This window comes from Streptomyces sp. NBC_00876 (assembly GCF_045207435.1).
Taxonomy (GTDB): domain Bacteria; phylum Actinomycetota; class Actinomycetes; order Streptomycetales; family Streptomycetaceae; genus Streptomyces.
This window is the reverse complement of the sequence record NZ_CP108800.1, coordinates 8133248-8154597: the sequence shown is the minus strand read 5'-3', so window position 1 is coordinate 8154597 and position 21350 is coordinate 8133248. Positions and strand designations below refer to the sequence as shown.

Annotated in this window: 20 protein-coding genes; 8 read left to right on the top strand and 12 right to left on the bottom strand. The window is 72.5% G+C overall.

What is annotated here, in order from left to right; translation table 11 throughout:
* Positions 1 to 107: 107 nt before the first annotated feature.
* The 5 genes from OG782_RS35540 to OG782_RS35520 form a co-directional block, all read right to left on the bottom strand.
* Positions 108 to 1019: a phosphatidylinositol-specific phospholipase C/glycerophosphodiester phosphodiesterase family protein gene (locus OG782_RS35540; protein ID WP_406458215.1), complete on the bottom strand. Its 912-nt coding sequence runs from the start codon at positions 1017 to 1019 to the stop codon at positions 108 to 110.
* Between the two features lie 247 nt (positions 1020 to 1266).
* The gene (locus tag OG782_RS35535) at positions 1267 to 2385 is read right to left on the bottom strand and encodes an acyl-CoA dehydrogenase family protein (protein WP_406458213.1); all 1119 of its coding nucleotides are present in this window, start codon (positions 2383 to 2385) and stop codon (positions 1267 to 1269) included.
* Positions 2382 to 3569 (bottom strand): acyl-CoA dehydrogenase family protein, encoded by a 1188-nt coding sequence (locus tag OG782_RS35530; RefSeq protein ID WP_406458211.1) that lies wholly within the window; start codon positions 3567 to 3569, stop codon positions 2382 to 2384. Before OG782_RS35530 ends, OG782_RS35535 begins: the two co-directional genes overlap by 4 nt.
* Positions 3566 to 4534, bottom strand: coding sequence for an NADPH:quinone oxidoreductase family protein (locus OG782_RS35525; protein WP_406458209.1), 969 nt, complete (start codon positions 4532 to 4534; stop codon positions 3566 to 3568). The genes OG782_RS35530 and OG782_RS35525 overlap by 4 nt, the downstream gene beginning before the upstream one ends.
* Before the next feature lie 174 nt (positions 4535 to 4708).
* On the bottom strand, positions 4709 to 7378 hold the full coding sequence (locus OG782_RS35520; protein ID WP_406458207.1) for a beta-N-acetylglucosaminidase domain-containing protein: 2670 nt from the start codon (positions 7376 to 7378) through the stop codon (positions 4709 to 4711).
* A gap of 158 nt (positions 7379 to 7536) precedes the next feature.
* Here OG782_RS35520 and OG782_RS35515 point away from each other — a divergent pair, with 158 nt between their 5' ends.
* Positions 7537 to 8466, top strand: a complete 930-nt coding sequence (locus tag OG782_RS35515) for an SDR family oxidoreductase (protein WP_406458205.1) — start codon at positions 7537 to 7539, stop codon at positions 8464 to 8466.
* Positions 8467 to 8485: 19 nt separating this feature from the next.
* Here OG782_RS35515 and OG782_RS35510 read toward each other — a convergent pair whose 3' ends face one another.
* Both OG782_RS35510 and OG782_RS35505 read right to left on the bottom strand, forming a co-directional pair.
* Positions 8486 to 9346, bottom strand: a complete 861-nt coding sequence (locus OG782_RS35510; protein ID WP_406458203.1) for an enoyl-CoA hydratase/isomerase family protein — start codon at positions 9344 to 9346, stop codon at positions 8486 to 8488.
* Between the two features lie 67 nt (positions 9347 to 9413).
* Complete coding sequence (locus OG782_RS35505; protein WP_406458201.1) at positions 9414 to 10148, bottom strand: PIG-L deacetylase family protein; 735 nt, start codon at positions 10146 to 10148, stop codon at positions 9414 to 9416.
* 138 nt (positions 10149 to 10286) lie between these two features.
* Between OG782_RS35505 and OG782_RS35500 the strand changes: the two genes are divergently transcribed.
* From OG782_RS35500 to OG782_RS35490, 3 genes are all read left to right on the top strand, one after another.
* Positions 10287 to 11684 (top strand): rhodanese-like domain-containing protein, encoded by a 1398-nt coding sequence (locus OG782_RS35500; RefSeq protein WP_406458199.1) that lies wholly within the window; start codon positions 10287 to 10289, stop codon positions 11682 to 11684.
* Between the two features lie 152 nt (positions 11685 to 11836).
* Positions 11837 to 12205 carry a rhodanese-like domain-containing protein gene (locus OG782_RS35495; RefSeq protein ID WP_406458197.1) on the top strand — a complete coding sequence of 123 codons (369 nt, stop codon included), beginning with the start codon at positions 11837 to 11839 and terminating at the stop codon, positions 12203 to 12205.
* Positions 12202 to 12960: a sulfite exporter TauE/SafE family protein gene (locus tag OG782_RS35490; RefSeq protein ID WP_406458195.1), complete on the top strand. Its 759-nt coding sequence runs from the start codon at positions 12202 to 12204 to the stop codon at positions 12958 to 12960. Before OG782_RS35495 ends, OG782_RS35490 begins: the two co-directional genes overlap by 4 nt.
* A 26-nt stretch (positions 12961 to 12986) precedes the next feature.
* Here the strand turns inward: OG782_RS35490 and OG782_RS35485 are convergent, their stop codons facing one another.
* Entirely contained in the window at positions 12987 to 13265 is a 279-nt protein-coding gene (locus OG782_RS35485) for a metal-sensitive transcriptional regulator (RefSeq protein WP_148015298.1), read from the bottom strand.
* Between the two features lie 100 nt (positions 13266 to 13365).
* Here OG782_RS35485 and OG782_RS35480 point away from each other — a divergent pair, with 100 nt between their 5' ends.
* Positions 13366 to 13938 carry a rhodanese-like domain-containing protein gene (locus OG782_RS35480; protein ID WP_406458193.1) on the top strand — a complete coding sequence of 191 codons (573 nt, stop codon included), beginning with the start codon at positions 13366 to 13368 and terminating at the stop codon, positions 13936 to 13938.
* Positions 13939 to 14002: 64 nt separating this feature from the next.
* Here OG782_RS35480 and OG782_RS35475 read toward each other — a convergent pair whose 3' ends face one another.
* Entirely contained in the window at positions 14003 to 15298 is a 1296-nt protein-coding gene (locus OG782_RS35475) for an alpha/beta fold hydrolase (RefSeq protein WP_406458191.1), read from the bottom strand.
* Between the two features lie 196 nt (positions 15299 to 15494).
* Positions 15495 to 16643 carry a serine hydrolase domain-containing protein gene (locus tag OG782_RS35470; RefSeq protein ID WP_406458189.1) on the bottom strand — a complete coding sequence of 383 codons (1149 nt, stop codon included), beginning with the start codon at positions 16641 to 16643 and terminating at the stop codon, positions 15495 to 15497.
* A 547-nt stretch (positions 16644 to 17190) separates the two neighbouring features.
* On the opposite strand from OG782_RS35470, the gene OG782_RS35465 reads away from it, so the two are divergent.
* On the top strand, positions 17191 to 18342 hold the full coding sequence (locus tag OG782_RS35465; protein ID WP_406458187.1) for a Gfo/Idh/MocA family protein: 1152 nt from the start codon (positions 17191 to 17193) through the stop codon (positions 18340 to 18342).
* Between the two features lie 239 nt (positions 18343 to 18581).
* Here OG782_RS35465 and OG782_RS35460 read toward each other — a convergent pair whose 3' ends face one another.
* Positions 18582 to 19283 carry an alpha/beta fold hydrolase gene (locus tag OG782_RS35460; protein WP_406458185.1) on the bottom strand — a complete coding sequence of 234 codons (702 nt, stop codon included), beginning with the start codon at positions 19281 to 19283 and terminating at the stop codon, positions 18582 to 18584.
* A 59-nt stretch (positions 19284 to 19342) separates the two neighbouring features.
* A complete protein-coding gene (locus tag OG782_RS35455; protein WP_406458183.1) occupies positions 19343 to 19957 on the bottom strand; it encodes a PadR family transcriptional regulator in 615 nt (204 codons plus the stop codon).
* A gap of 70 nt (positions 19958 to 20027) precedes the next feature.
* Here OG782_RS35455 and OG782_RS35450 point away from each other — a divergent pair, with 70 nt between their 5' ends.
* The gene (locus tag OG782_RS35450; protein WP_406458181.1) at positions 20028 to 20420 is read left to right on the top strand and encodes a nuclear transport factor 2 family protein; all 393 of its coding nucleotides are present in this window, start codon (positions 20028 to 20030) and stop codon (positions 20418 to 20420) included.
* 64 nt (positions 20421 to 20484) lie between these two features.
* Positions 20485 to 21159, top strand: a complete 675-nt coding sequence (locus OG782_RS35445; RefSeq protein WP_406458179.1) for a formylglycine-generating enzyme family protein — start codon at positions 20485 to 20487, stop codon at positions 21157 to 21159.
* The last annotated feature ends 191 nt before the right edge of the window (positions 21160 to 21350 follow it).

Sequence of the window (21350 nt, the reverse complement as noted above, 5' to 3'; positions counted from 1 at the left end):
CGGCATTCGGCGGCCAGTTTGGCGTAGCGAAGGGACCATCCGGCGCACTGGCGTGTCCGCCAAACGGGTACGGCTGAACCGTCACCGCCGGGTCGGGGCGGCGCCGGTCAGGAAGCGGCTCCCCGGCCGGATTCCCACGCGTCGCGGTCGTGCGTGCGCAGGAAGCGGGCGAGCCCCGCCAGGTCGTCCGTGTTGAGGTGGTCCACGCCGGCCGCCAGCAGCTCGGCCCAGACCGCATCGCGCTCGGGACCGGCCACGTCGGGGGTGGCCCAGAAGCGCACGCGCCGCCCTTCGCGGTGGGCGGCGGCGGTGATCGCGCGCAGCCTGTCCCGTTCGGCACGCGGGATCGGCCCGGCGCCCAGCCAGCTGAAGCTCTCGGTCCAGCTGCTGCTGACGAGGGGGATGAACGCGGCCGCGGCAGCGGTGCCGAGGTCGTCGAGCCGGCCGTCGTAGAAGGCGTACCGGGTGTGCTGGACCTCCATCGGCGGGCGCGCCGTCCGGTCCCCGGAGATCACGGCGGTGACGGCTCCGGGCCGGACCCGGCCGTGCCGGAAGGCGGTGAGCATCCGCCGGTGGCGCCGGAGCTGACGGTCGAGTTCGGCATACGCCGCCGCTCCGTCCGTCTTGATGTCGATCAGCAGTTGTACGGGGGTGGGGTCGCCGGGGAACACGGTTCCGTGGTTGGCCGTGATCCTGGCGTGCAGGGGGTCGAGGTAGAGCGCGGTGAGCGTACGGGCGGGATCGAGGTCGGTTGCCTCGTGGGCGACGAGCAGTTCGCCGTCCACGAGGAAGACGTCCGCCTCCACGCTGGTGAACCCCTGCGCCAGCGCGTCGTGGAGCGGGCGAGTGTGCAGGTAGTCGTTGTGCGCGTGGGCGCGGAGCAGCGGCCGCGGGCTCCGGGCGCGCGCGGCGGCTTTCGGGGCTTCGGCCGCGGTGGCCTGCTGGTGGGGCAGGAAGGTGCCTGCGGCCGCGGTGGCGAGTGCGGTGGTGACGACGCTGCGGCGGGTGGGGAACGCCATGGATTCTCCCGGGTGCGAGGCGTGCCGGACGGGCGGACGCGACCGAGTATGGAACCGGTGCGCCTCAACAGGTCCCAGGATCGGGAGAGTTGTCTCGTTCGCCGCCCGTGCGTCGGCTGCCGTTCGCCCCGCCGTCCGCGACCGCCGCGGCCTGTACGGGAAGGGCGGTCGATTCCTTCGCGCACACGCACGACGGAGCGGGGGCGGTCGTCCGCGTGCCCCCGCTCCGGGTGAACATCCGGCGGTGCTACGGAGCCGGCAGCTCCATCAGGCCGGCCACGCTCTCGCGGTGGCGGCCTGCCGTGCCGTAGGCGATCGAGTCGGCCTTGGCCCGCTTCAGATACAGGTGCGCGGGGTGCTCCCACGTCATCCCGATGCCGCCGTGCAGCTGGACGCACTCCTCGGCCGCACGGACGGCGACCCGGGAGCAGTAGGCCTGGGCCACGGCCACCGCCAACGGCGTGTCGGGACTGCCTGTCGCCAGCGCGTCCGCGGCGTTCCGCGCCGCGGCCCGGGCCGAGACGACCTCCAGCCACAGCTGCGCCATGCGGTGCTTGAGCGACTGGAACGAGCCGACCGGCCGGTTGAACTGGTGGCGCTCCTTGGTGTGCCGGACCGTTTCGGTCAGGCACCACTCGGCGAGTCCGAGCTGCTCGGAGGCGAGCAGTCCGGCGCCGGCCAGCAGCCCCCGGTCCACCGCGACCCGTGCCGCCGTGGCATCCGCGAGGCGGGTTCCGGTGGCGCCGGTGAGGGTGACGTCGGCGAGCGGGCGGGTGAGGTCGAGCGGGACGAGCGGTTCGACGGCGACACCGGCCGCGTCCGTGGCGACGGCGTAGAGACCGTCGGTGGTGGGCACCAGCAGGACGTCGGCGGCGGCGGCGTCGGCGACCGGGCCCAGCGTTCCGTCGAGGGTCGCGCTCACAGCGGCCGGGTCCGCCGAGGCCGCGGAGAAGGGCACGGCGAGCACCGCGACCTTGCGGCCCGCGGCCAGTTCGGCGAGGAGTCCGGCCACCGGCCCGTCCTCGGCACCGAGCGCCAGGAGGGTCTCGGTGGCGACGACGGAGCTGGTCAGATACGGCGCGGGCGCGGCGCTGCGCCCGAGTTCCTCCAGGACCACCGCGGCCTCGCGGTGGGTGGCGCCCTGACCGCCGAGCTTCTCGGGCACCAGGAGACCGGCGGCGCCGATGCCGGTGGCGAGGGCCTTCCAGAGCTGCGGGTCGTACGGCGTGCCGGACTCACTGCGGGCAATCACCGTCGGCGCGTCGCACCGGTCGGTGAGCAGCGAGCGGACCGCGGACCGCAGATCCTCCTCGGCCTGCGAGTACAGCAGGTCGGGCGTCCGGCTCGTATCGGTCTGTGCGGTCATCGGGAGAGGTCCTTCCAGGCGACGTCCTTGTCGTTGCGGGGCTCGGCGGGCAGCCCGAGCACCCGCTCGGCGACGATGTTGAGCAGTACTTCGCTCGTGCCGCCCTCGATGGAGTTGCCCTTGGAGCGGAGGTAGCGGTAGCCGGCGTCGCGTCCGGTGAAGTCGACGAGCTCCGGGCGGCGCATGGTCCAGTCGCCGTACAACAGGCCTTCGTCGCCGAGGAGTTCCACCTCCAGGCCGCTGATCTCCTGATTGAGCCGGGCGAACGCGAGTTTCATGCCGGAGCCCTCGGGTCCGGGCTGTCCGGCGACGAGCTGCTGGCGCAGGCGCTCACCGGCCAGGCGGGCGACCTCGGCCTCGACCCAGAGGGTCAGCAGGCGCTGGTGCAGGTCGTGGGTGCGCAGATCGGGGCGTTCGCGCCAGGTCCGGGCGACCGGGCCGATCATGCCGCCCTCGCGCGGGATGCGGGAACCGCCGATGGAGACGCGCTCGTTCATGAGCGTCGTCTGCGCGACCTTCCAGCCCTCGCCGACCGGGCCGAGCCTGTGGCTGTCGGGAATGCGCACCCCGGTGAGGAAGACCTCGTTGAACTCGGCCTCACCGGTGATCTGGCGCAGGGGCCGCACCTCGACGCCGGGGTCGGTCATGTCGCAGATGAAGTAGCTGATGCCGCGGTGCTTGGGCACGTCCGGGTCGGTGCGGGCGATCAGGATCGCCCAGCGCGCCACATGGGCGCTGGACGTCCACACCTTCTGCCCGTCGACCACCCAGTGCTCGCCGTCGCGCACGGCACGCGTGCCGAGGGCGGCCAGGTCGGATCCGGCTCCCGGTTCGCTGAAGAGCTGGCACCACACCTCCTCGCCGACCCACAGGGGGCGCAGGAAGCGCCGCTTCTGCTCGTCGGTGCCGAAGCCGAGGATGGTCGGGGCGGCCATCCCGAGGCCGATGCCGATGCGGCGCGGGTCGTTGTCCGGGGCGCCTGCCGCGGCGAGTTCGGCGTCCACGACGGGCTGGAGGGAGCGCGGGGCGTCGAGGCCGCCCAGTCCGGCCGGGTAGTGGACCCAGGCGAGTCCGGCGTCGAAGCGCGCCTTGAGGAAGTCGGTGCGGTCCGTGGTGGCCGGGGGGTGCGCGGCGAGCAGTTCGCCGGCTCGCCGGCGCAGTTCGGCGGCGTCGGGGGCGCTCATCGGGTGGCTCCTGACGGCAGGACGACGATACGGCCGGTGCTGGTGCCGTCGGCGACGCGCTGGACGGCGGCCGCTGCCCCGGCCATCGGGACGCGCTCGCTGACCATCGGCTTGATGAGCCCTTCCGCGGCGAGCCGGGTGAGTTCCGCGTGGCAGTCGCGGACCGCCTGCGGATCCTTCGTGTTGTACAGACCCCAGTGGAGCCCGACGACGGAGTAGTTCTTCACCAGGGCGTGGTTGAGGCCCGGGGCGGGGATGACACCGCTGGCGAATCCGACGATGATCACCCGGCCCTCGAAGGCGATGCACTTCACGGACTTGGCGTACGCGTCGCCGCCGACGGGGTCGTACACCACATCGGCGCCACGGCCTGCGGTGAACTCCTTGACCGCGGCGACGATGTCCTCGGTGCGCCGGTCGATGACCAGGTCGCAGCCGAGTCCGGCGGCGGCCTCGGCCTTCTCGGGGCCGCCGACGACCCCGATGACGGTGGCGCCCGCGGCCTTGCCCAGCTGGACGGCCGCGCTGCCCACGCCGCCGGCCGCGGCATGGACGAGCAGGGTCTCACCGGCCTTCAGGTGCGCCCGGCGGTGCAGTCCGAACCAGCCGGTCTGGTAGCCGATGTGCAGCGCCGCCGCTTCGGCGTCGTCGAGGGCCTCCGGGGCCGGCAGCAGGGCCGCCTCGTCCGCGACGACGTACTCGGCGAAGCCGCCGTCCGGCAGGGCTGGGGTGGCGAGCACCCGGCGCCCGTCCTCGGTCCGGCCGCAGATCTCCACTCCGGGCGTGAACGGCAGCGGGGGCCGTACCTGGTACTGGCCGCGGCAGAGCAGCGCGTCGGGGAAGTTGATGTTCGCCGCGAGCACCTCGATGAGCACCTGCCCGTCGCCGGGCGTCGGCCGGTCCTTCTCCTCGAGCCGCATCACCTCGCTCGGCTCGCCGTTCCGGTGCACTCGCCATGCCTGCATGAAGGGCCTCCACAACACTGTCGGCATTACCACTGCTCCGGCGCATACTAAGCGGTCGCTTGCCCCTGTGGGAACAACCTGCGGGTGACCGTTTCGGCCGGGCCCCGACATGGGTGTGCGCCCGGCGCCGCCCGCAAGGAGTGCGGCGGCGCCGGGCGCACGGAGGGAGAGCGCCTACTCCCCCACCACCACCTCCGCGATCTGCGGTGCCTCGGACCCCGCACGCCAGGCCAGACGCACCGCGTCGGCGGTCCGGCCGGCCGTGTCGATCCGCGTATAGGCGCCGTCGAGGGCGCCGACCGTCCGCCAGGTGCCGTCCGTGTCGCGCAGCTGGACGTCGGCAGCGGCCGCGGAACCGGCCGGCTGCAGGACCGTGACCGAGGTGACCGCCCGAGCGGACACCAGGCCCACATCGAGCGACTCCCCTGCCTCCGGTGCGCGTGCGCCCCGGTAGACGGTGCCCGGGTCGCCGTCGACCGCCGAACGCAGCGCGGATCCGGTGGCCGCCGGCGGATTCCCGGTGACCGCTCCGTCCGTGGTCGCGACGCGGAACTCACGGACGACGACCCAGCTGTTCTGGCCGGCCGTCGCGCGGGCGCGCACATAGCGGGCCTTCGTACCGGCGGGCGGCGTCGCGGTGACGTCCGGCTTGCCGGAGAAGGCGGTGAGCTGCTGCCAGGTGGTCCCGTCCGCCGAGTACTCCAGGACGCCCGCGTGGATGTAGTCGTCGGCGCTTCCGGGCTTGCCCATGGCGAGCGTGATGTCGCCGATGTCCCTGGACTCGCCCAGGTCGACGGTGATCTGATCGCCCGCGGCGGGTGCCCCGTCGCTCCAGAAGTAAGTGGAGTCGTCGCCGTCGAGGATCCGGGCGACGGAGTTGGTCGAATAGGTGCCCAGGTTCGTCGTCGCGACGGGCCCGCCGCTCACACCGAGGACCCGGTCGTGCTCGGCGGTGGCCGCGTCGATGAACCCGTCCAGCTTCCCGTCACCGACGAGGACCGGCACTTTGCCGCCGCCGAGGCCGGTGTACGTGAACGACTTGGCCCGGGCGACCTGTCCGGGCAGCTCCTGACGGAGCGTCCAGGCCTCCGCCCCGTTTCCGTCACGGGCCGCCTCGACCATGCGCAGGGCCGTCCGTGACGCGGTCGCCCAGGCCTCGGTGGCGTCCAGCCAGGGAGCCGCGTCCTCGATGAAGCCCTGGTCCGGAAGGCCGGCGCGCAGCCGGGCCGGGGCGGCGCCGAGAGCGGCGAGCACGGAGTTCAGCCGCTTCGCGTCACCCGACTTCCAGTACCGGGTGAGTTCGGCCGTCAGGTCCGGGGCCTTGTCGGTGTTGAGCGCGGAGCTGTAGTTCACATCGGCGAACGCACGCAGCGCCGCCGCGGTGCGGGGGTCGCCGCCCGCGTACTCCTGAAGTCCCTTGATCCATGAGGTGCGCGGGTCGTACGCGGCGTCGTTCCAGGAGTAGTCCGCGACCGTGTACAGGGAGAGCTTGGAGGCGTACGGCTGGATCATCGGGTTGGCGGTGATCCCGGCGAGCCTGCCCGGCAGCCCCTTCTCGCGCCCGTTGAACGGGCCGAGCAGCAGGCGGTTGGTCGCGTAGTCGTTCACCGGGTAGTTGTCCCAGGTGAGGATCGGATGCCCGAAAACCTTCCGGGCGGCGTCGGCCTGAGCCACCGTCATGGTCGGGGCGACCACACCCACGCCGGTCCATTCGACCAGGACATCCGGGTCGAGCTGCTGGGACAGGGCCGTCTTGTACGCCGATTCGCTGACGTTGTAGTACTCGGTGGGCACCATCTGGAGCGGCTGGGCGCCGGGGTGCGTGGCGATGAACTCCTTGTTGACCCGGTTCAGCAGATACGCCTGGGCGGCGCCGGCGGCGCCGCCGCCGGTCCCCCACTTCGCCTTGTCGGCTTCGCAGTTCCAGTCGGTGTAGCTGATGTCGTCCAGCGGGACCGCGAAGGTCCTCACGCCGATGTCCCAGATGCTCTGGAACTTGTCGATCAGGGCCTTCGCGTCCGCGTCGGAGCTGTAGCAGACGGACAGCCCGGGAGAGAGCGCGTAGGTGAACTCGACGTGCCGCTGGACGGCCCGGCCGGTGAGGTCCTTGATCTGCGCCAACCGGTCGGCGGGATAGGCGTCGCGCCACTTCGCGCGGAGGTAGTCGTCGTCCTTGGGCGAGTACACGTAGATGTTCATCTTGTGCTCGCCGTAGTAGTCGAGCTGGTCCAGGCGGGCCGCGTGGGACCACGGGGTGCCGTAGAAGCCCTCGATGACGCCGCGCAGCGCGGTGCCCGGCCAGTCCCGCACGGCGAGTCCGCCGACCTCGGCTCCCGGCTGCTTCCGCTGCGGCAGGATCTGGCGCAGGGTCTGTGCGGCGTAGTAGGTGCCGGTGGTGTCCTTGCCGGCCAGAACGATGCGGCCGGCCCCGACGCCGAGGACGTATCCGTCGGCGGGCAGCTCCGACGGCCCCTGGAGCTTCTGGGCGGCGAGTGCGCCGGCGTCGCCGACGTGGACGGTGAGTCCGTTCACGGACGGCCGGGTGGCGCGGACGACGCTCTTCGCGCCCGCCTTGCGCAGGGCCGCCTCCACGACGGCCAGCGTCGGTTCGTCGGCCGTTTCCCCGGCTACCACGGTGACGGTGGGGGTGATGGTGATGCGGTCCGGACGGTTCGTCACGGACTGCGGGGTCGGGGTGATGGCCGGGGCGTCCTGGGCCTTGACCGGGGCGCCGGTGCGGCCGTGGTCGGCAGCCTGGGCGGAGGCCCCGGCGGTCATCAGTCCGCCGGCGAGCAGGGCCGCCGCCGCGGCGAGCGCGGTGAGGCGGGGTGGGCGAGGCGTCACAGATCCTCCATCAGTCACTCAAGTCACCAGAGTCGCGCAACACAACGACACCGAATTCAACATCCTGGCGCTTGCATGTCAATGGTCTGGACAACATCGGTGCGTGGACCTGGTGTTATGTCTTCGGAAGGGGTACTCATGCTTCCATGAAGGAGAGCATGAGCACCCCGGGACTCGCCGCTCCTCCCCCACTGGGCTCGAGCGCACTGCCGGCCGGCACGTACGAGGGCAGCGTGGTGCTGGTCACGGGTGGCGGTTCGGGTCTCGGCAAGGCGGTGGCGGCCGAGTTCGCCCGCCTGGGGGCTGATCTGATGATCGTCGGCCGGAACGCCGAGCGGCTGAGCGCGGCGGCGGGCGAACTCGCGGAGCTGACCGGCGGTCGCGTGCGGACCGCCACGGCCGACATCCGGGATCCGGACCGGATCGCTGCGGTGTTCGACGCGACCGAGTCCGAACTGGGCCCACCCGGCGTGCTGATCAACAATGCGGCGGCCAACTTCCCTTCCCCTGCGGAGGACTTGTCGCCGAACGCCTGGCGGGCGGTGCTCGACATCACCCTCACCGGGACCTGGTTCATGACCCGCGAGTTCGGGCGGCGGCATCTCGCGGCCGGCACGGCGGGGTCGATCGTGTGCGTCGGCGCGTCCTATGCCTGGACGGGCGGCCCGGGGTACGCCCACTCGGCGGCCGCCAAGGCCGGGGTGAAGAACCTGGTCGAGACCCTTGCCGTGGAATGGGGACCGTACGGGATCCGCGTCAACGGGCTGGTGCCGGGGCTCATGCCGCACGCGGACATGACCGGCGACATCAGCGGCCACCTGGACCGGGACCGGGCGGCGGGGGGAACCGGGGCCGCCGACCGGGAACTCGACGCGCGGCAGCCCGCACTCCGGGTGGGTCAGCCGCGCGAGCTGGGCTGGGCGGCGACCTTCCTGGCCTCGCCGTACGCCGGATTCGTCTCCGGCCATTCGCTGGTGGTCGACGGGGCGAACTGGCAGCGGCGTTCGCTGGTCGCGCCGCCCGTGGTGCCGGTGCGCGAACAGCTGGGCCGCGGCCCCTTCGCCCCGCCCGCCGGCGAGGGGACTTGAGCGCACGGCGGGCACGGGGTCAGGTGCCCTCGAAGCGCGGCGGGCGGCGGGCGGCCTTGGCGGCGTAGCCCTCGGCCGCGTCCTGCGAGGTGAGGGTGAGTGCCGCGGCCAGGGCCGTACGGTCGAGCGCGTCGGCGAGTCCGGCATCGGCGTAGGAGTCCACGGAACGCTTGATGTGGCGCACGGCCAGCGGTGCGTTCGCGGCCACGGCCTCGGCGACGGACCGCGCGGCGCCCTCCAGCTCGGCGAGGGGTGTGACGGCCTGGAGCAGCCCGATGCGCTCGGCCGTCGCCGCGTCGATCCGGCGGCCGGTGAGCGCGAGGTACTTCGCCCAGCCCGCCCCCGCCTCACGGGCGATCCGCATGTCGCCCCCGGCGTCGACCGCCACCCCGATCCCGGCCTCCGGCAGCGCGAACACGGCGTCGTCCGCGGCGATCCGGATGTCAGCCATGAGGGCGAGCTCGAAGCCGAAGCCGAGGCAGTAGCCCTGCACGGCGGCGATCACGGGCTGTGGAAGCCCTGCGAACGCGGCGAAGCGCTCATGCACCCAGCGGATGCCCTCGTAGTAGTGCTGGGTGCGCTCGGCGGGGGAACGGCCGGTGATGTCACCGCCGGGTGCGGTGACATCTATGCCGGCGCAGAAGGCGCGGCCCTCGCCCCGCAGCAGGACCGCCCGGACCGAGTCGTCGAACCGCAGCCGGTCGGCCATGATGCCGAGCTGCCTGCTGGACTCCCAGCTCCAGCCGTTGAGCTGCCGCGGTCTGCAGAGCGTCAGCACGCCGATGCCGTTCTCGACCCGGAGCGTGATCCGCTCCTGTCCGTGCGCGATGCCGTGGTCGTGGATGTCGAGCACGGCCACCCCCTCCATCGACTGACGCACCGTCAGAACCTTTGCGGGCGGCCAGCGTACGGCGGAAGGACCGGAGAGGGCCAGGCCCCTTCGCGGCTCAGCGCGCGAAGAGTTCGAAGGTGACGGCCGGGCGGCCACCGAAGCGCTCGGCGGCCGCCCGGGCGGACCCGGTGAGGAACGTGCGGCAGTACGCCTCCGGATCCTCGTCCGTGAGGACTTCGATATACGTGCGGTGCGCCAGGAGCGACTGCACGGACCGTTCGAGGCCGGCCGTCGCGTCGACGGCGTGCGTGGGAGTGGACGACCCGGCCACCGCCACCCAGCGCACGCCGCCCCATGGCTCAAGACCCTGCTCACTCAGCAGCTCCGGAAAGATCCAGCGGTTGCCGGCGTCGCCCGCCGCGTCCAGCGTGGCGCGGCCCACCGCGCGGTGGTCAGGGGTGTTCCAGGCGACACCGCCCCAGGTGTCCCGGTGGTTGAGCGTGATCAGCAGCTCGGGCCGGTGCCGGCGGATCGCCGCCGCGATGTCGCGGCGCAGGCCGGTGCCGTATTCGACCACCCCGTCACGGTGGTCCAGGAACTCCACCCGGGAGACCCCGACGACCGCCGCGCTCGCACGCTGCTCCTGCTCGCGCAGCGGCGCACATCTCTCCGGTTCGAGGGTGTCGATGCCCGCCTCTCCCCGGGTGGCCAGGAGATAGGTGACGTCGCGCCCGCCGTCGGTCCAGCCGGCGACGGCCGCCGCGCAGCCGTACTCCAGGTCGTCCGGGTGAGCGACGACGGCCAGGGCGCGCTGCCAGTCGGCGGGCATGGGCTTCAGCTGCTCGGTCATGTCGGCAGGCTAACCGGCCCGGCCCCGCCGGGCACCGCGTCACACCCGTCCCACCGGCTCTTTAATACCCCCAGGGGTATAAATGTTACGCTCGGATGAAATACCCCCGGGGGTACATCGCTACGAAAGGAGCGTGTCGTGTTCTTCGTCGACACCATCGAGACACCGGGCCTCGGCAACCGCAGCTACCTGGCGGGAGGAGTGCGGTCCGCCGTGGTGGTGGACCCACCGCGCGACATCGACCGCGTCATCGCCGCGGCCGCGGTGCGCGGAGTGCGGATCGTCGCTGTGGTGGAGACGCATGTGCACAACGACTACGTGACCGGCGGGCTGGAACTGGCGCGCGTCACCGGCGCCGCGTATCTGGTGCCCGCGGCGGCCGAGGTGTCCTTCCGCCGGACTCCCGTGGCCGACGGCGACACCGCGCCGGTGGACGACGGCATCGCGCTCCGCGCCGTGGCCACCCCGGGGCACACGCCGCACCACACGTCCTATGTGCTGGAGGAGGGCGGCCGCGCCGTGGCCGCGTTCACCGGGGGCTCGCTGCTGATCGGCAGCGTGGGCCGGCCCGATCTGGTGGAGCCCCGGCTGACCAGTGCGCTGGCACGGGCCCAGCACGCCTCCGTGCACCGGCTCGCCGACGAGCTGGACGACGCCGTCGCGGTACTGCCGACGCACGGCTTCGGCAGCTTCTGCTCTTCCTCCCGGACCGAGGGGACCTCGTCGACCATCGGCGCCGAGCGGAAGCACAATGCCGCGCTGGTCAAGGACGTGGACACCTTCGTCGCCGAGCTGCTCGCCGGTCTGGACGACGTGCCCGCGTACTACGCGCACATGGGGCCTGCGAACACGACGGGTCCGGCGCCGCTGGACCTGACACCGCCTCCGCGAGCCGGCGCGCAGGACATCGCCAGGCGGCTCGCGGCCGGCGAGTGGGTGGTGGATCTGCGCAGCCGGGTGGCGTTCGCCGAGGGGCATGTGGCCGGATCGTTCAACTTCGAGGGCGAGGGGCAGCTCGCGACGTATCTCGCCTGGCTGATCCCCTGGGGCAGGCCGGTCACCCTGCTCGCGGACACGGCCGACGAGCTGGCACACGCACAGCGCGAGCTGACCCGGGTCGGCATCGGCCGGCCCGTGGCGGCGGCCACCGGCGGCCCCGGGTCCTGGGTGAGCGATCCCCGGGAACTGCGGTCCTTCCCCAGGGCGGACTTCGCGGACCTGGCCTCGGCACGACGGCGCGGTGAGGAACCGGTGGTGCTGGATGTACGGCGCACCATGGAGCGGCGCGACGGCGCCATCACCGGCTCGGTGCACATCCCGGTGCATGAGCTGCCGGGGCGGCTGGACGAGGTGCCGCCGGGAGTGGTGTGGGTGCACTGCGCGGGCGGCATGCGCGCGGCGATCGCCGCGTCGCTGCTGGACGCGGCCGGCCGTGAGGTGGTCGCGGTGGACGACGGGTTCGCCTCCGCGGCGGCGGCCGGCCTGACGGTGACCGTGCCGCGGCCCGCCACCGACGACGCGTCCGCCGCCGCCTGACGGCGAGACGTCCTCGGCCGTCGTTCGCCGGCCGGGCCGTGCCCCGCGCCGCCCGGCCGTCGCACATCCACAGCAGTTCGGCATCAATCCGCCGGCTGTCCGCCCTCGCCCGGGGGCGGACAGCCGTATCCCGCATCTCCGGAGTGTTTCCCATGTCATCCCTGTTGTCCCTCTTCCGTCGTGGCCCCGGCCGGATCAGTGCCGCCGAGGCCTTGCGGCGGACCGCCGACGGGGCGGCCGTCCTGCTGGACGTGCGCGAACCGTCCGAGTGGGACGCGGGTCATGCACCCGGGGCCGTCCACCTTCCGCTGTCGGTACTCGCCGAAGGGGCCCGGCCGCCCGCTCCGGCGGACCGCCCGGTGGTGGTGATCTGCCGCTCCGGCAACCGGTCCCGGCAGGCCGCCCGCGTCCTCGCGGACCGCGGGGTGTCCGCCGTCGACGTGATCGGCGGCATGACCGCCTGGGCGTCCGCGGGCTTCCCCGTGCGTGACGTGCGCGGGGACGCGGGGACCGTCGCATGACCCCTCTGATACTGGCGCTGACCGCCGGCGCGGTGGTCGGGCTCGCGCTCGGCGGGCTGGGCGGCGGCGGCAGCGTCCTGGCCGTGCCCGCGCTCATCTATCTGCTGGGCTTCACCCCGGCCGCGGCCACCACCGCCGCGCTGCTCATCGTCATCGCGACCTCACTCACCGGTCTGCTCGCCCACGCCCGGGACGGCCGGGTGCGCTGGCGGACCGGCGGGCTGTTCGCCGCGGCGGGCATCGTCCCCGCGGCGCTCGCCGGGGCGCTGTCGGTGCGGATCCCCTCCGGGGTCCTGACCGGGGCGTTCGCGGTGCTGGCCACGGTCGCCGCCGTCCGGATGCTTCGCACGGCCGCACCGCGGCGGAGCAGCCCGGGACGGCCGGACGCCGTGCCGGCCGGGAAGACTGTCGGGGCAGGGGCCGGGCTCGGCGCGGTGACGGGATTCCTCGGGGTGGGCGGCGGCTTTCTCGCCGTTCCCGCGCTGGTCACCGTCCTCGCCGTGCCGATGTCGGCGGCCGTCGGAACCAGTCTCCTGGTCATCACGGTGAACTCCACGGCCGCACTGGCCGCCCGGCTCACCACGCCCACGGTGCTGGACTGGGCGCTCATCGCCCCGTTCACGGCGACGGCGGTGCTCGGGGCGTGGGACGGAAAGCGGCTGGCGGCGAAGGTCTCCACGGCCTCGCTGCAACGGATCTTCGGCGTGGTGTTGCTGGCGGTCGCCGTCTTCATGCTCGTCGACGCCGTCGCGTGAACCGGCGCCGGGTGTCTCGCTGCCCCTCAGGCCAGCGAGAGGAAGAGCTTCTCCAGCCGGGCCCGCATCTGGTCCCGGTCCGCGGGTTCACTGCCGCCGTCGGCCATGCAGTGCTGCAGCCCCGTAGCGATGATCGCGAAGCCGGCCCGGTCCAGGGCCCGCGAAACGGCCGCCATCTGCGTGATGACGTCCTCGCAGTCACGCCCCTCCTCGATCATCCTGATGATTCCGGTGAGCTGCCCCTGTGCGCGGCGCAGGCGATTGAGCACCGATTTGAGTTCATCGGCCGCCATGTCGAGTTCCACACATCCTCCTTTTAATACCCCAAGGGGTATTCTAGCCCGTCCGGGGCAGGAGAGACCGAGTCTCTGCCTCACACCCGGTGAACGAAAGGAAACACTGCTCGTGACCAGCCCCGTATCCCTCTCCCCCGCCCAGGCGGCCGCCCGTCTCGCGGAGTTCACCGTGATCGACGTGCGCGCCCCCGGCGAGTACGCCTCGGGGCACGTCCCCGGCGCGCTGAACATCCCGCTCGACCGTCTCTCCGAGGCGGTGCCCGCCCTCAAGTCCGCGTCGGCCCGCGGCGCCCTGCTGGTGGTGTGCGCCTCCGGCGTCCGCTCCACACGGGCCTGCGACATCCTCTCGGCGGCGGACATCGACGCCGCCACGCTGTCGGGCGGCACCTCCGCCTGGGAGGGCGCAGGCCATGGCCTGGACCGTCCGGAGGGTGCCCGGGGCACCTGGCCCATGGAGCGTCAGGTGCGGCTCGCCGCAGGCTCCCTCGTGGTGGCCGGACTGCTCGCGGGTGTGCGCTACCCGGCCGCGCGCTGGCTGTCCGCCGGGGTCGCATCCGGTCTCGTCTTCTCCGCGGTGACGAACACCTGCGGCATGGCAGCGGCCCTTTCGAAGCTCCCGTACAACCGCGCACCGCGCTCGGCGGCGAACCTCGACGCGACGCTGGACGCCCTTCAGGGCTGAGAGCCCAAGACGCGCAGGAGCCGGCCGCACCCCGTGTGCGACCGGCTCCTGTGCGTACCGGGACTCAGATCTCGTCGCGGACCAGGGCCAGCAGCCGGTCCAGCACCCGCGGGCCGCCGGCGCGCAGTCCGTCGTGCTCGAACTCGTCGGTCACCCAGGTACGCAGCCCGCGGATCGCGCCGGCGGTACGCAGCGCGTGGGCGGTGTCCACGTACATGTCGTCGTGGTAGACGGCGGCGGCCACCGGCACCTCGTTGGCGGCCAGGCGTTCGGTGTCGTACAGCGGCTCCCAGCCGCCCCGGCCGGCGAGCAGCTCGGCCGTCTCGCGCAGCGGCCGCAGCGCCGGGTCGACGTCGAAGTGCCAGGGGTGGATGCTCTCGCCCGTGAACAGGACCGGGCCGTCCCCCTTGAGTGCGGTCGCCGCGTCGAACTGCGGGAACTCGGCACGCACACGCTCGGCAGCCCAGTCGGTGGGGCGCTCGCCCTGGCCGTAGATGGACTCGTGCAGGAGCGCGTACAGCGGGTGCCCGGCGAACGAGTTGGCGGTGCGCATGGCCTCCTGGAAGGTGTCCGAGAGCTCGGTGCCGTGCGGGGTGGTGACGAAGGCGTTCTCCAGCAGGTAGTGCAGCTGGTGGCTGCCGCTGCCGCCGCCGAGCATGATGCCGAGGGACTGGAATCCCTCGGGCGTGAGCCGGTGGCCGGCGCTCTCGGGGCGGTGCTCCGCGAGGTGAGCGGTGATCTCGCGGGCGCGTTCGACGTCCTGCGGGTAGCGGGCGTAGTGGGCGGCGACCTTCCGCTCGATCCTCGGGTACGCGGCCCGGTAAACGTCGTCCGCGTGGGCGTCGAGGGAGGGCAGACCGCCGGTGATCAGCACGGTGCTGAGACCTTCCGGAGCGGCCGAGAGATAGCGGACGGCACAGAATCCGCCGAAGGACTGGCCGAGAACGGTCCAGGGGGCGCCCCCGGTCAGCTGCGGACGGATCAGCTCGCAGTCGCGCACGATGCTGTCGGAGCGGAAGTGCGTCAGGTAGTCGGCCTGCTCGCGCGGGCCGCCGCGCAGGGGCAGGGTCTGCCGGTTGGCCGGGGTGGACAGCCCGGTACCGCGCTGGTCCAGGAGCAGCACCCGGAACTCCTGCACCGCCCGCCCCAGCCATGCCTCCGCGCCGGTGAAGCGCCGGGCGCCGAAACCGGGGCCGCCCTCCAGGTACAACAGCCACGGCAGCTGCTCATCGGCCCGGGAGCCGGCCACCACCTCCCGGCCGAAGATCTCGATCTGCTCACCGCCGGGGTCGGTGTGGTCGAGCGGCACGGTGAAGTGACGGTCGGTGAGGACGAGGCCGGGCTGGCGATAGCTGTTCAAGGGGGGCTCCTGAATCCGATGGTTCCCGGACAGTTCAGCACATCCCCGTACCCCGGACAGTCCCGGCCCAGGTACGACGGACCGGCGCGCGCCCTCCCGTACGATCGACGGCTCGGGCGGGCTGCGCAGCCGGGTATCCGCGGACACGGTTCCACTCGCTCACGACATGACGCCGGCGGGTGTGCGCGGACCCACTTCACGCGCTCGCGACATGACTCCAGAAATCGCGCATGGTCGCGGGCGGTGTGGGCCCCGCCAGCTCCACCTGACTGAGCATGATGCCGACGGTGCCGGTGGCCGGGACGATGTGCGCCGTCGTGCCGGTGCCGCCGACCCAGCCGTAGCGGCCCGGAACGTTCCACGGATCGGTCATCTCGACGTCCACCGATCCGCCGAACCCCCAGCCCTGCCCCTCGGTGAACAGTCCGCTCGCCCTGCGCTGTGCGGGTGTCAGGTGGTCGGTCGTCATCTGCCGCACCGATTCGGGCGTCAGCAGAGCGCGGTCGCCGACGGCCCCGCCGGCGAGCAGCATCCGGCCGAAGGCGTACCAGTCGTCGGCGGTCGAGACCAGTCCGCCCGCCCCGGACGGGAAAGCGGCCATGCTGCTCCACTGTCCGCCGGGAGCGTCGACGAGCTCGAGCGTCCCTGCCTCACCGGCCCGGTAGTAGCCGGTGAACCGGTCGAGCTTCGCGGCGGGCACCTCGAAGCCGGTGTCGGTCATGCCGAGCGGCTGGAACAACCGCTCGGCCAGGAACTCGGGCAGCGGCTGTCCGCAGACCCGGGCGATCAGTACGCCCAGGATGTCGGAGCAGGTGTTGTACAGCCATGCCTCTCCGGGCTGGTACAGCAGGGGGATGCTCGACAGCGTCGCCATCCAGGCCTCCGGGGCGGCAACGGCCTGCGGCTGCGGAGGTCCCTGCTTCAACTCGCTGAAGAGGGGCGCCACGGCGGGCAGCGCGAAGTCCGACGGGAATCCGTACCCGGCACGAAAGGTCATCAGATCGAGGACGGTGATGGGCCGGGCGGCCGGGACCACGTCGTCGACCGGGCTCTCGGGCGTGCGCACGACCATGGGTGAGGCCAGTTCGGGCAGCCATCGCGCGACCGGGTCCTCCAGAGCGATCCTGCCGTCCTCGACCAGCATCATGGCCGCCGCCGCGGTGACCGGCTTGGTGACGGAGGCGATCCGGAAGATCGAGTCCCGGGCCATCGGCGTACCGCCGCCCGTGCCGGCGCTGCCGACGGCCTGCACGTCCACCCGGCCGTCCCGGGCGACCAGGCCCACGGCTCCCGGCACCGATCCGTTGCGGACGTGCGTCTCGAGTAGTTCGCGCAGGGTGCTCATCGCTCCGCCTTCTCACGTGTGGGGTCAACACCATGACTCCCGCCACGCCGCGAACTCATCGGACCGCGCCGGGCGGCCCGCCGCTCTCACTCCGCCGATACGGGCGGCACAGCCCTTGCAGCGGGGATGCCGGTTGGACTCAGGAGGAGGGGAGGACGGGAGGACCAGGGGAGGGCAGAGGACGGGATCACGAGGACGGGGCCAGGAGCCGGGCGGCGGGCACCGTGATCAGAGTGACGACGGTCATCGGGTTCATCAGGGTGATCGCCGACGACGCTCACGCGCGGCGTCGTACCGGGCTCCGCCTGGGACGCCGCCGCTGTCGGCCGCTCGCCACCGGTCGGTCGGTGGGAGCCGGCAGCAGGAGGGCGGTGCCCGTGGTCATGGCCAGATGCTGCGGCCGGGCCGGGTCCCCGGGCAACTCGCTTTCCGTGGCGCAGGCGGCCGGTGGCCGAGGGGCGCGCGCCCCTTGACCCGAACCCCGCACAAAGCCTAGGTTCCACCGGAGAAAGCGCTTGCTATCCGGTGGGCGCCCCTCACCGCGGAGGTGTTTGTCACGCCCAGCCAGGCTTCCCCCAGCACACCGATCCGGGTCGCGATCGTCGGCACGGGCGCGATCGCCCGCGGCAGCCATCTGCCCGCCCTGCGTGCGCTGGCCGCCGAATACCCGCTGGAGCTCGTCGCGGCGGTCGATGTGGACGCCGCCTCCGCCGAGGCGTTCTGCGCCGATGCCGGCGCCGGCCGTCCGTACACGGATCTCGACGCGATGCTCGCCGAGGAGCGGCCCGGTCTGGTCACGCTCGGCACGCCGCCGCGCTTCCACCGCGATCAGACCATCGCGGCGCTGCGGGCCGGTGCGTGGGTGTGGTGCGAGAAGCCCCCCTGCCCCTCACTGGAGGACTTCGACGCGATCGAGGCGGCGGAGGGACCCGAGCGCGGCGGCCCGTATGCCGCGATCGTGTTCCAGCACCGGTTCGGCTCCGGTGCGGACCACGTCCGGACGCTGCTGGCCGAGCAGGCGATGGGGCGCCCCCTGGTCGCCCACTGCCAGACCACGTGGTACCGGGACGAGGCGTACTACTCCGTTCCCTGGCGCGGGCGTTGGAGCACGGAGGGCGGCGGCCCCGCGATGGGGCACGGCATCCACCAGATGGACCTGCTCCTCGATCTGCTGGGTCCGTGGTCGGAGATCCGTGCGATGGCCGGGCGGCTGGTGCACGACGTCGAGACGGAGGACGTCTCCACGGCACTCGTCCGCTTCGAGAACGGCGCGATGGCCACCGTCGTCAACAGCGTCCTGAGCCCGGACGAGGTCAGCCGGATCCGGATCGACTGCGAGAGGGCCACGGTCGAGCTCACCCATCTGTACGGCCATCGCAACGCGGACTGGCGGATCACCCCCGCGCCCGGGGTGACACCCGAACAGGCCGCCGCCTGGCAGGACTTCGGCCCCGATGTGCCGAGCTCCCACGAGGCACAGCTGCGTGGCCTGCTCGCCTGCCTGCGGGCGGGACGCCGGCCGCGAAGCAGCGGCGCCGACGGCCGGACCAGCCTGGAACTGGTCGCCGCGCTGTACAAGGCGGCCTTCACCGGCAACACCGTCCGGGCCGGCGAGATCGGTCCCGGCGATCCCTACTACAGCGCCCTGCACGGCAACGCCCCCGGCTGGGCACCCGAACCGGCGGAGACGAGCGCCTGAGCGCGCGGCTGGACCTGGCGCACCGGGACGGCGAACTCATCGCCTTCCCGGCGGTGGGCAGTCGAGTGAAACGTCCCGCGTACTCCTTCTGCGTGAGGGGCGCGGCGGCACGGAAGGATCCGCCTCAGGCGCGGCGAACGGCCGCACGGACCGCCCTCCTGCACCACCGTGAACGCGGCTGAACCCTCCGCCTGCGCCACCCCGAATGCGGCGCAGCCTCCGGCCGGACCGGGGACGAGTCAGGATGCTCCTGCCGCCCCGGTCAGGATGCTCACCAGCTCGTCCGGCCGGGAGTACATCGGCCAGTGGCCCGTCTCCATCGTGACCAGCTCCCAGCACTCGCCGGCCAGCAGCCCGACCACGTCGTCGGTCGGTTCGGGGCCGTCGAGAAGGCACTTGACGTACGTCGCCGGAAGCCCGCCGAGCGCACCGCTCAGCACCGCGGGGTCGCTCAGCGAAGCGCCCGGGTGCGGTGTCGCAGCACTCACGATCCTCGCTGTCTGTTCGTCGGTGAGCCCCTGGCCCTCGAATTCGGGCGCGGTCGGCGGCGACCAGAAGCCGCCGTTCCCGTCGATCGCGCTCTCCAGCGCCGCCGGCCCCTGCCACCAGGTGGAGACGAACGACTCGCCGTCGGCCGGTACGCAGGCGTCGACGAAGACGACGCGTGCCAGCCGCTCGCCGATACGTTCCGCGGCCTGACCGACGGGAATGCCCGCATAACTGTGGCCGACCAGGACGACGTCGCGCAGACCGAGGCGCTCCACCTCGTCGACGATGTCGGCCACATGGCTCTGCCGGCCGACCGGCATCCCCTGCTTCTCGCCGACACCGGAGAGTGTCACCGGGTGGGCGCCGTGCCCCGCCGCGCGCAGCCCGGGCACCACCTCGTCCCAAGCCGACGATCCCAGCCAGGCCCCCGCCACCAGTACGAATTCAGTCATGAAGGAAAGGTATCCGGGGGGTCTGACAACCGCTCCGGACCGCGTGCGTTGTCCGTGTGTCAGAGCTCCGGGGATTCGGCGGCCGCCACCTCACCGCGCCTGCCCGCGCCACCCGCGGCCGGCGCCGCGCGGCGCTCCAGGATCTCCAGCACACGTTCCCCCCAGCGCAGGTTCTCCTCCTCGAAGGAGCGCCCGCGCATCAGCGTCAGATAGGGGCCGATGCGCTCGGTCCGCACCAAGAACGTGTCCTCGTCACGACCGTCCAGCAGTCGCTCCCGCAGCCGTTCGTAGCGGGCGATCTTGGCGCGCGCGCCTTCCATGCGTTGCTCGACCGACGCGCGTACCGCGTTGCGGTCTCCGCCGTCCACGGCCTGGATCATGACGAGGAGTTCGTCCCGGATGGCCGTGGGGCGCGGCGGTTGGGCGGTGAACCCGCCCAGTTGGTCACGGCCGGCTTCTGTGAGACTGAACAGCCGCTTGTTCGGCCTGCGTTGCTGCTCGACCACACGGGCCTCGATCAGACCGCTCTCCGCCAGGCGGTCCAGTTCGCGGTAGAGCTGCTGCGGCGTGGCGGACCAGAAGTTCGCCACCGAGACGTCGAAGACCTTGGCCAGGTCGTATCCGGAGGCCTCGCCTTCCAGCAGCGCCGCCAGAACCGCGTACTTGAGAGACATCTGGACAGGCTAACACCGATGTGATTAATCTCTTCCACACCTATTCAACAAATTGACTATGGAGTGATGGATGCACCCCTTCCGCAAAGCCGTTGAGGCGCATGACCTCGACGCCGTCGAGGCGATGCTCGCCGAGGACGTCGTGTTCAGCAGTCCCGTGGCGTTCAAGCCCTACGCCGGGCGCCCCCTCACCGCAGCGATCCTGCGCGCGGTCTCCGAGGTGTTCACGGACTTCCGCTACGTCCGGGAGATGGAGAGCGGCGACGGACGCGACCACGCCCTCGTCTTCGTGGCGAAGGTCGGCGACAGGGAGATCAACGGCTGCGACTTCCTGCACCTGAACGAGGCGGGCGAGATCGACGACTTCATGGTCATGGTCCGGCCCCTCTCGGCCGCGCAGGCGCTGGCCGCGGCCATGGGCGCCAAGTTCGAACAGATCGGCCGCGAGGCCTCGGCCGGCTGACCGCACCGGTCACCGGGTGCGGGAGCGCGCTGCCCGGAACCGGCGTTGGTACGATCACCGCCCCATGGACACCAGCACCGAGATCCGGATGATCACTGCCCCACCGGGGCAGGTCACACTGTCCGACCGGCGCACGCAGCGCAGTTGGGCGGTCGAGCTCGCGCCGTACCGCATCGGCGCGTTCCCCGTCACCCAGGCCCAGTACGCGCACGTCACCGGCGAGCGGCCCAGCACGGCGCAGGGCGAGCAACTGCCCGTGGAGGGCGTTTCCTGGCTGGACGCGGTGCGGTTCTGCAACGCCCTGTCCCTGCACGAGGGGCTGGCTCCCGCGTACCGTCTCCGGGCCGAGGCGGAGCTCATCGAATGGGACACCGCCGCCGACGGGTACCGGCTGCCGGCCGAGGCCGAGTGGGAGCACGCGTGCCGCGCCGGTACCACACAGGCACGGTACGGGGAGCTCGACGACATCGCCTGGCATCGCGGCAACTCGCTGGAGCAACCGCACGAGGTCGGCGGCCGGGAGCCCAACGCGTGGGGGCTGTACGACACGCTGGGCAATGTGTGGGAGTGGTGCTGGGACGTCTACGACGCCGAGGTGTACGGCAGCTACCGGGTGCTGCGCGGCGGTGGCTGGTTCGACGAGCGCTGGAGCTGCCGGGCGTCGGTCCGGCGCCGCAGCCACCCGACGTTCCGGATCGATGACACCGGGTTCCGGGTCGCACGTTCCGGACCCGGGTGAGCCGCCTTCCCGCTGTGGGCTTCGCGGATCGCCCGGCCGGAACCGGCCGCGGCGGCGCGGTGAGGGAGTGAGCGGGACGGGCCCCGGCATCCCCCGGCCCTGTTCTCGGCGGACGGACGGTCCCGCCCAATCGCGGGCCGGCGGCGTTTGGAGTCGTACGGACGGTCCCGCCCGCTTGCGGGCCGGCGGCG

Bases quoted from the DNA above. Each gene is read 5' to 3' on its own strand.
- OG782_RS35540 (WP_406458215.1), bottom strand. From the start codon at position 1,019: ATGGCGTTCCCCACCCGCCGCAGCGTCGTCACCACCGCACTCGCCACC.
- OG782_RS35535 (WP_406458213.1), bottom strand. From the start codon at position 2,385: ATGACCGCACAGACCGATACGAGCCGGACGCCCGACCTGCTGTACTCG.
- OG782_RS35530 (WP_406458211.1), bottom strand. From the start codon at position 3,569: ATGAGCGCCCCCGACGCCGCCGAACTGCGCCGGCGAGCCGGCGAACTG.
- OG782_RS35525 (WP_406458209.1), bottom strand. From the start codon at position 4,534: ATGCAGGCATGGCGAGTGCACCGGAACGGCGAGCCGAGCGAGGTGATG.
- OG782_RS35515 (WP_406458205.1), top strand. From the start codon at position 7,537: ATGAGCACCCCGGGACTCGCCGCTCCTCCCCCACTGGGCTCGAGCGCA.
- OG782_RS35505 (WP_406458201.1), bottom strand. From the start codon at position 10,148: ATGACCGAGCAGCTGAAGCCCATGCCCGCCGACTGGCAGCGCGCCCTG.
- OG782_RS35495 (WP_406458197.1), top strand. From the start codon at position 11,837: ATGTCATCCCTGTTGTCCCTCTTCCGTCGTGGCCCCGGCCGGATCAGT.
- OG782_RS35490 (WP_406458195.1), top strand. From the start codon at position 12,202: ATGACCCCTCTGATACTGGCGCTGACCGCCGGCGCGGTGGTCGGGCTC.
- OG782_RS35470 (WP_406458189.1), bottom strand. From the start codon at position 16,643: ATGAGCACCCTGCGCGAACTACTCGAGACGCACGTCCGCAACGGATCG.
- OG782_RS35460 (WP_406458185.1), bottom strand. From the start codon at position 19,283: ATGACTGAATTCGTACTGGTGGCGGGGGCCTGGCTGGGATCGTCGGCT.
- OG782_RS35455 (WP_406458183.1), bottom strand. From the start codon at position 19,957: ATGTCTCTCAAGTACGCGGTTCTGGCGGCGCTGCTGGAAGGCGAGGCC.
- OG782_RS35450 (WP_406458181.1), top strand. From the start codon at position 20,028: ATGCACCCCTTCCGCAAAGCCGTTGAGGCGCATGACCTCGACGCCGTC.
- OG782_RS35445 (WP_406458179.1), top strand. From the start codon at position 20,485: ATGGACACCAGCACCGAGATCCGGATGATCACTGCCCCACCGGGGCAG.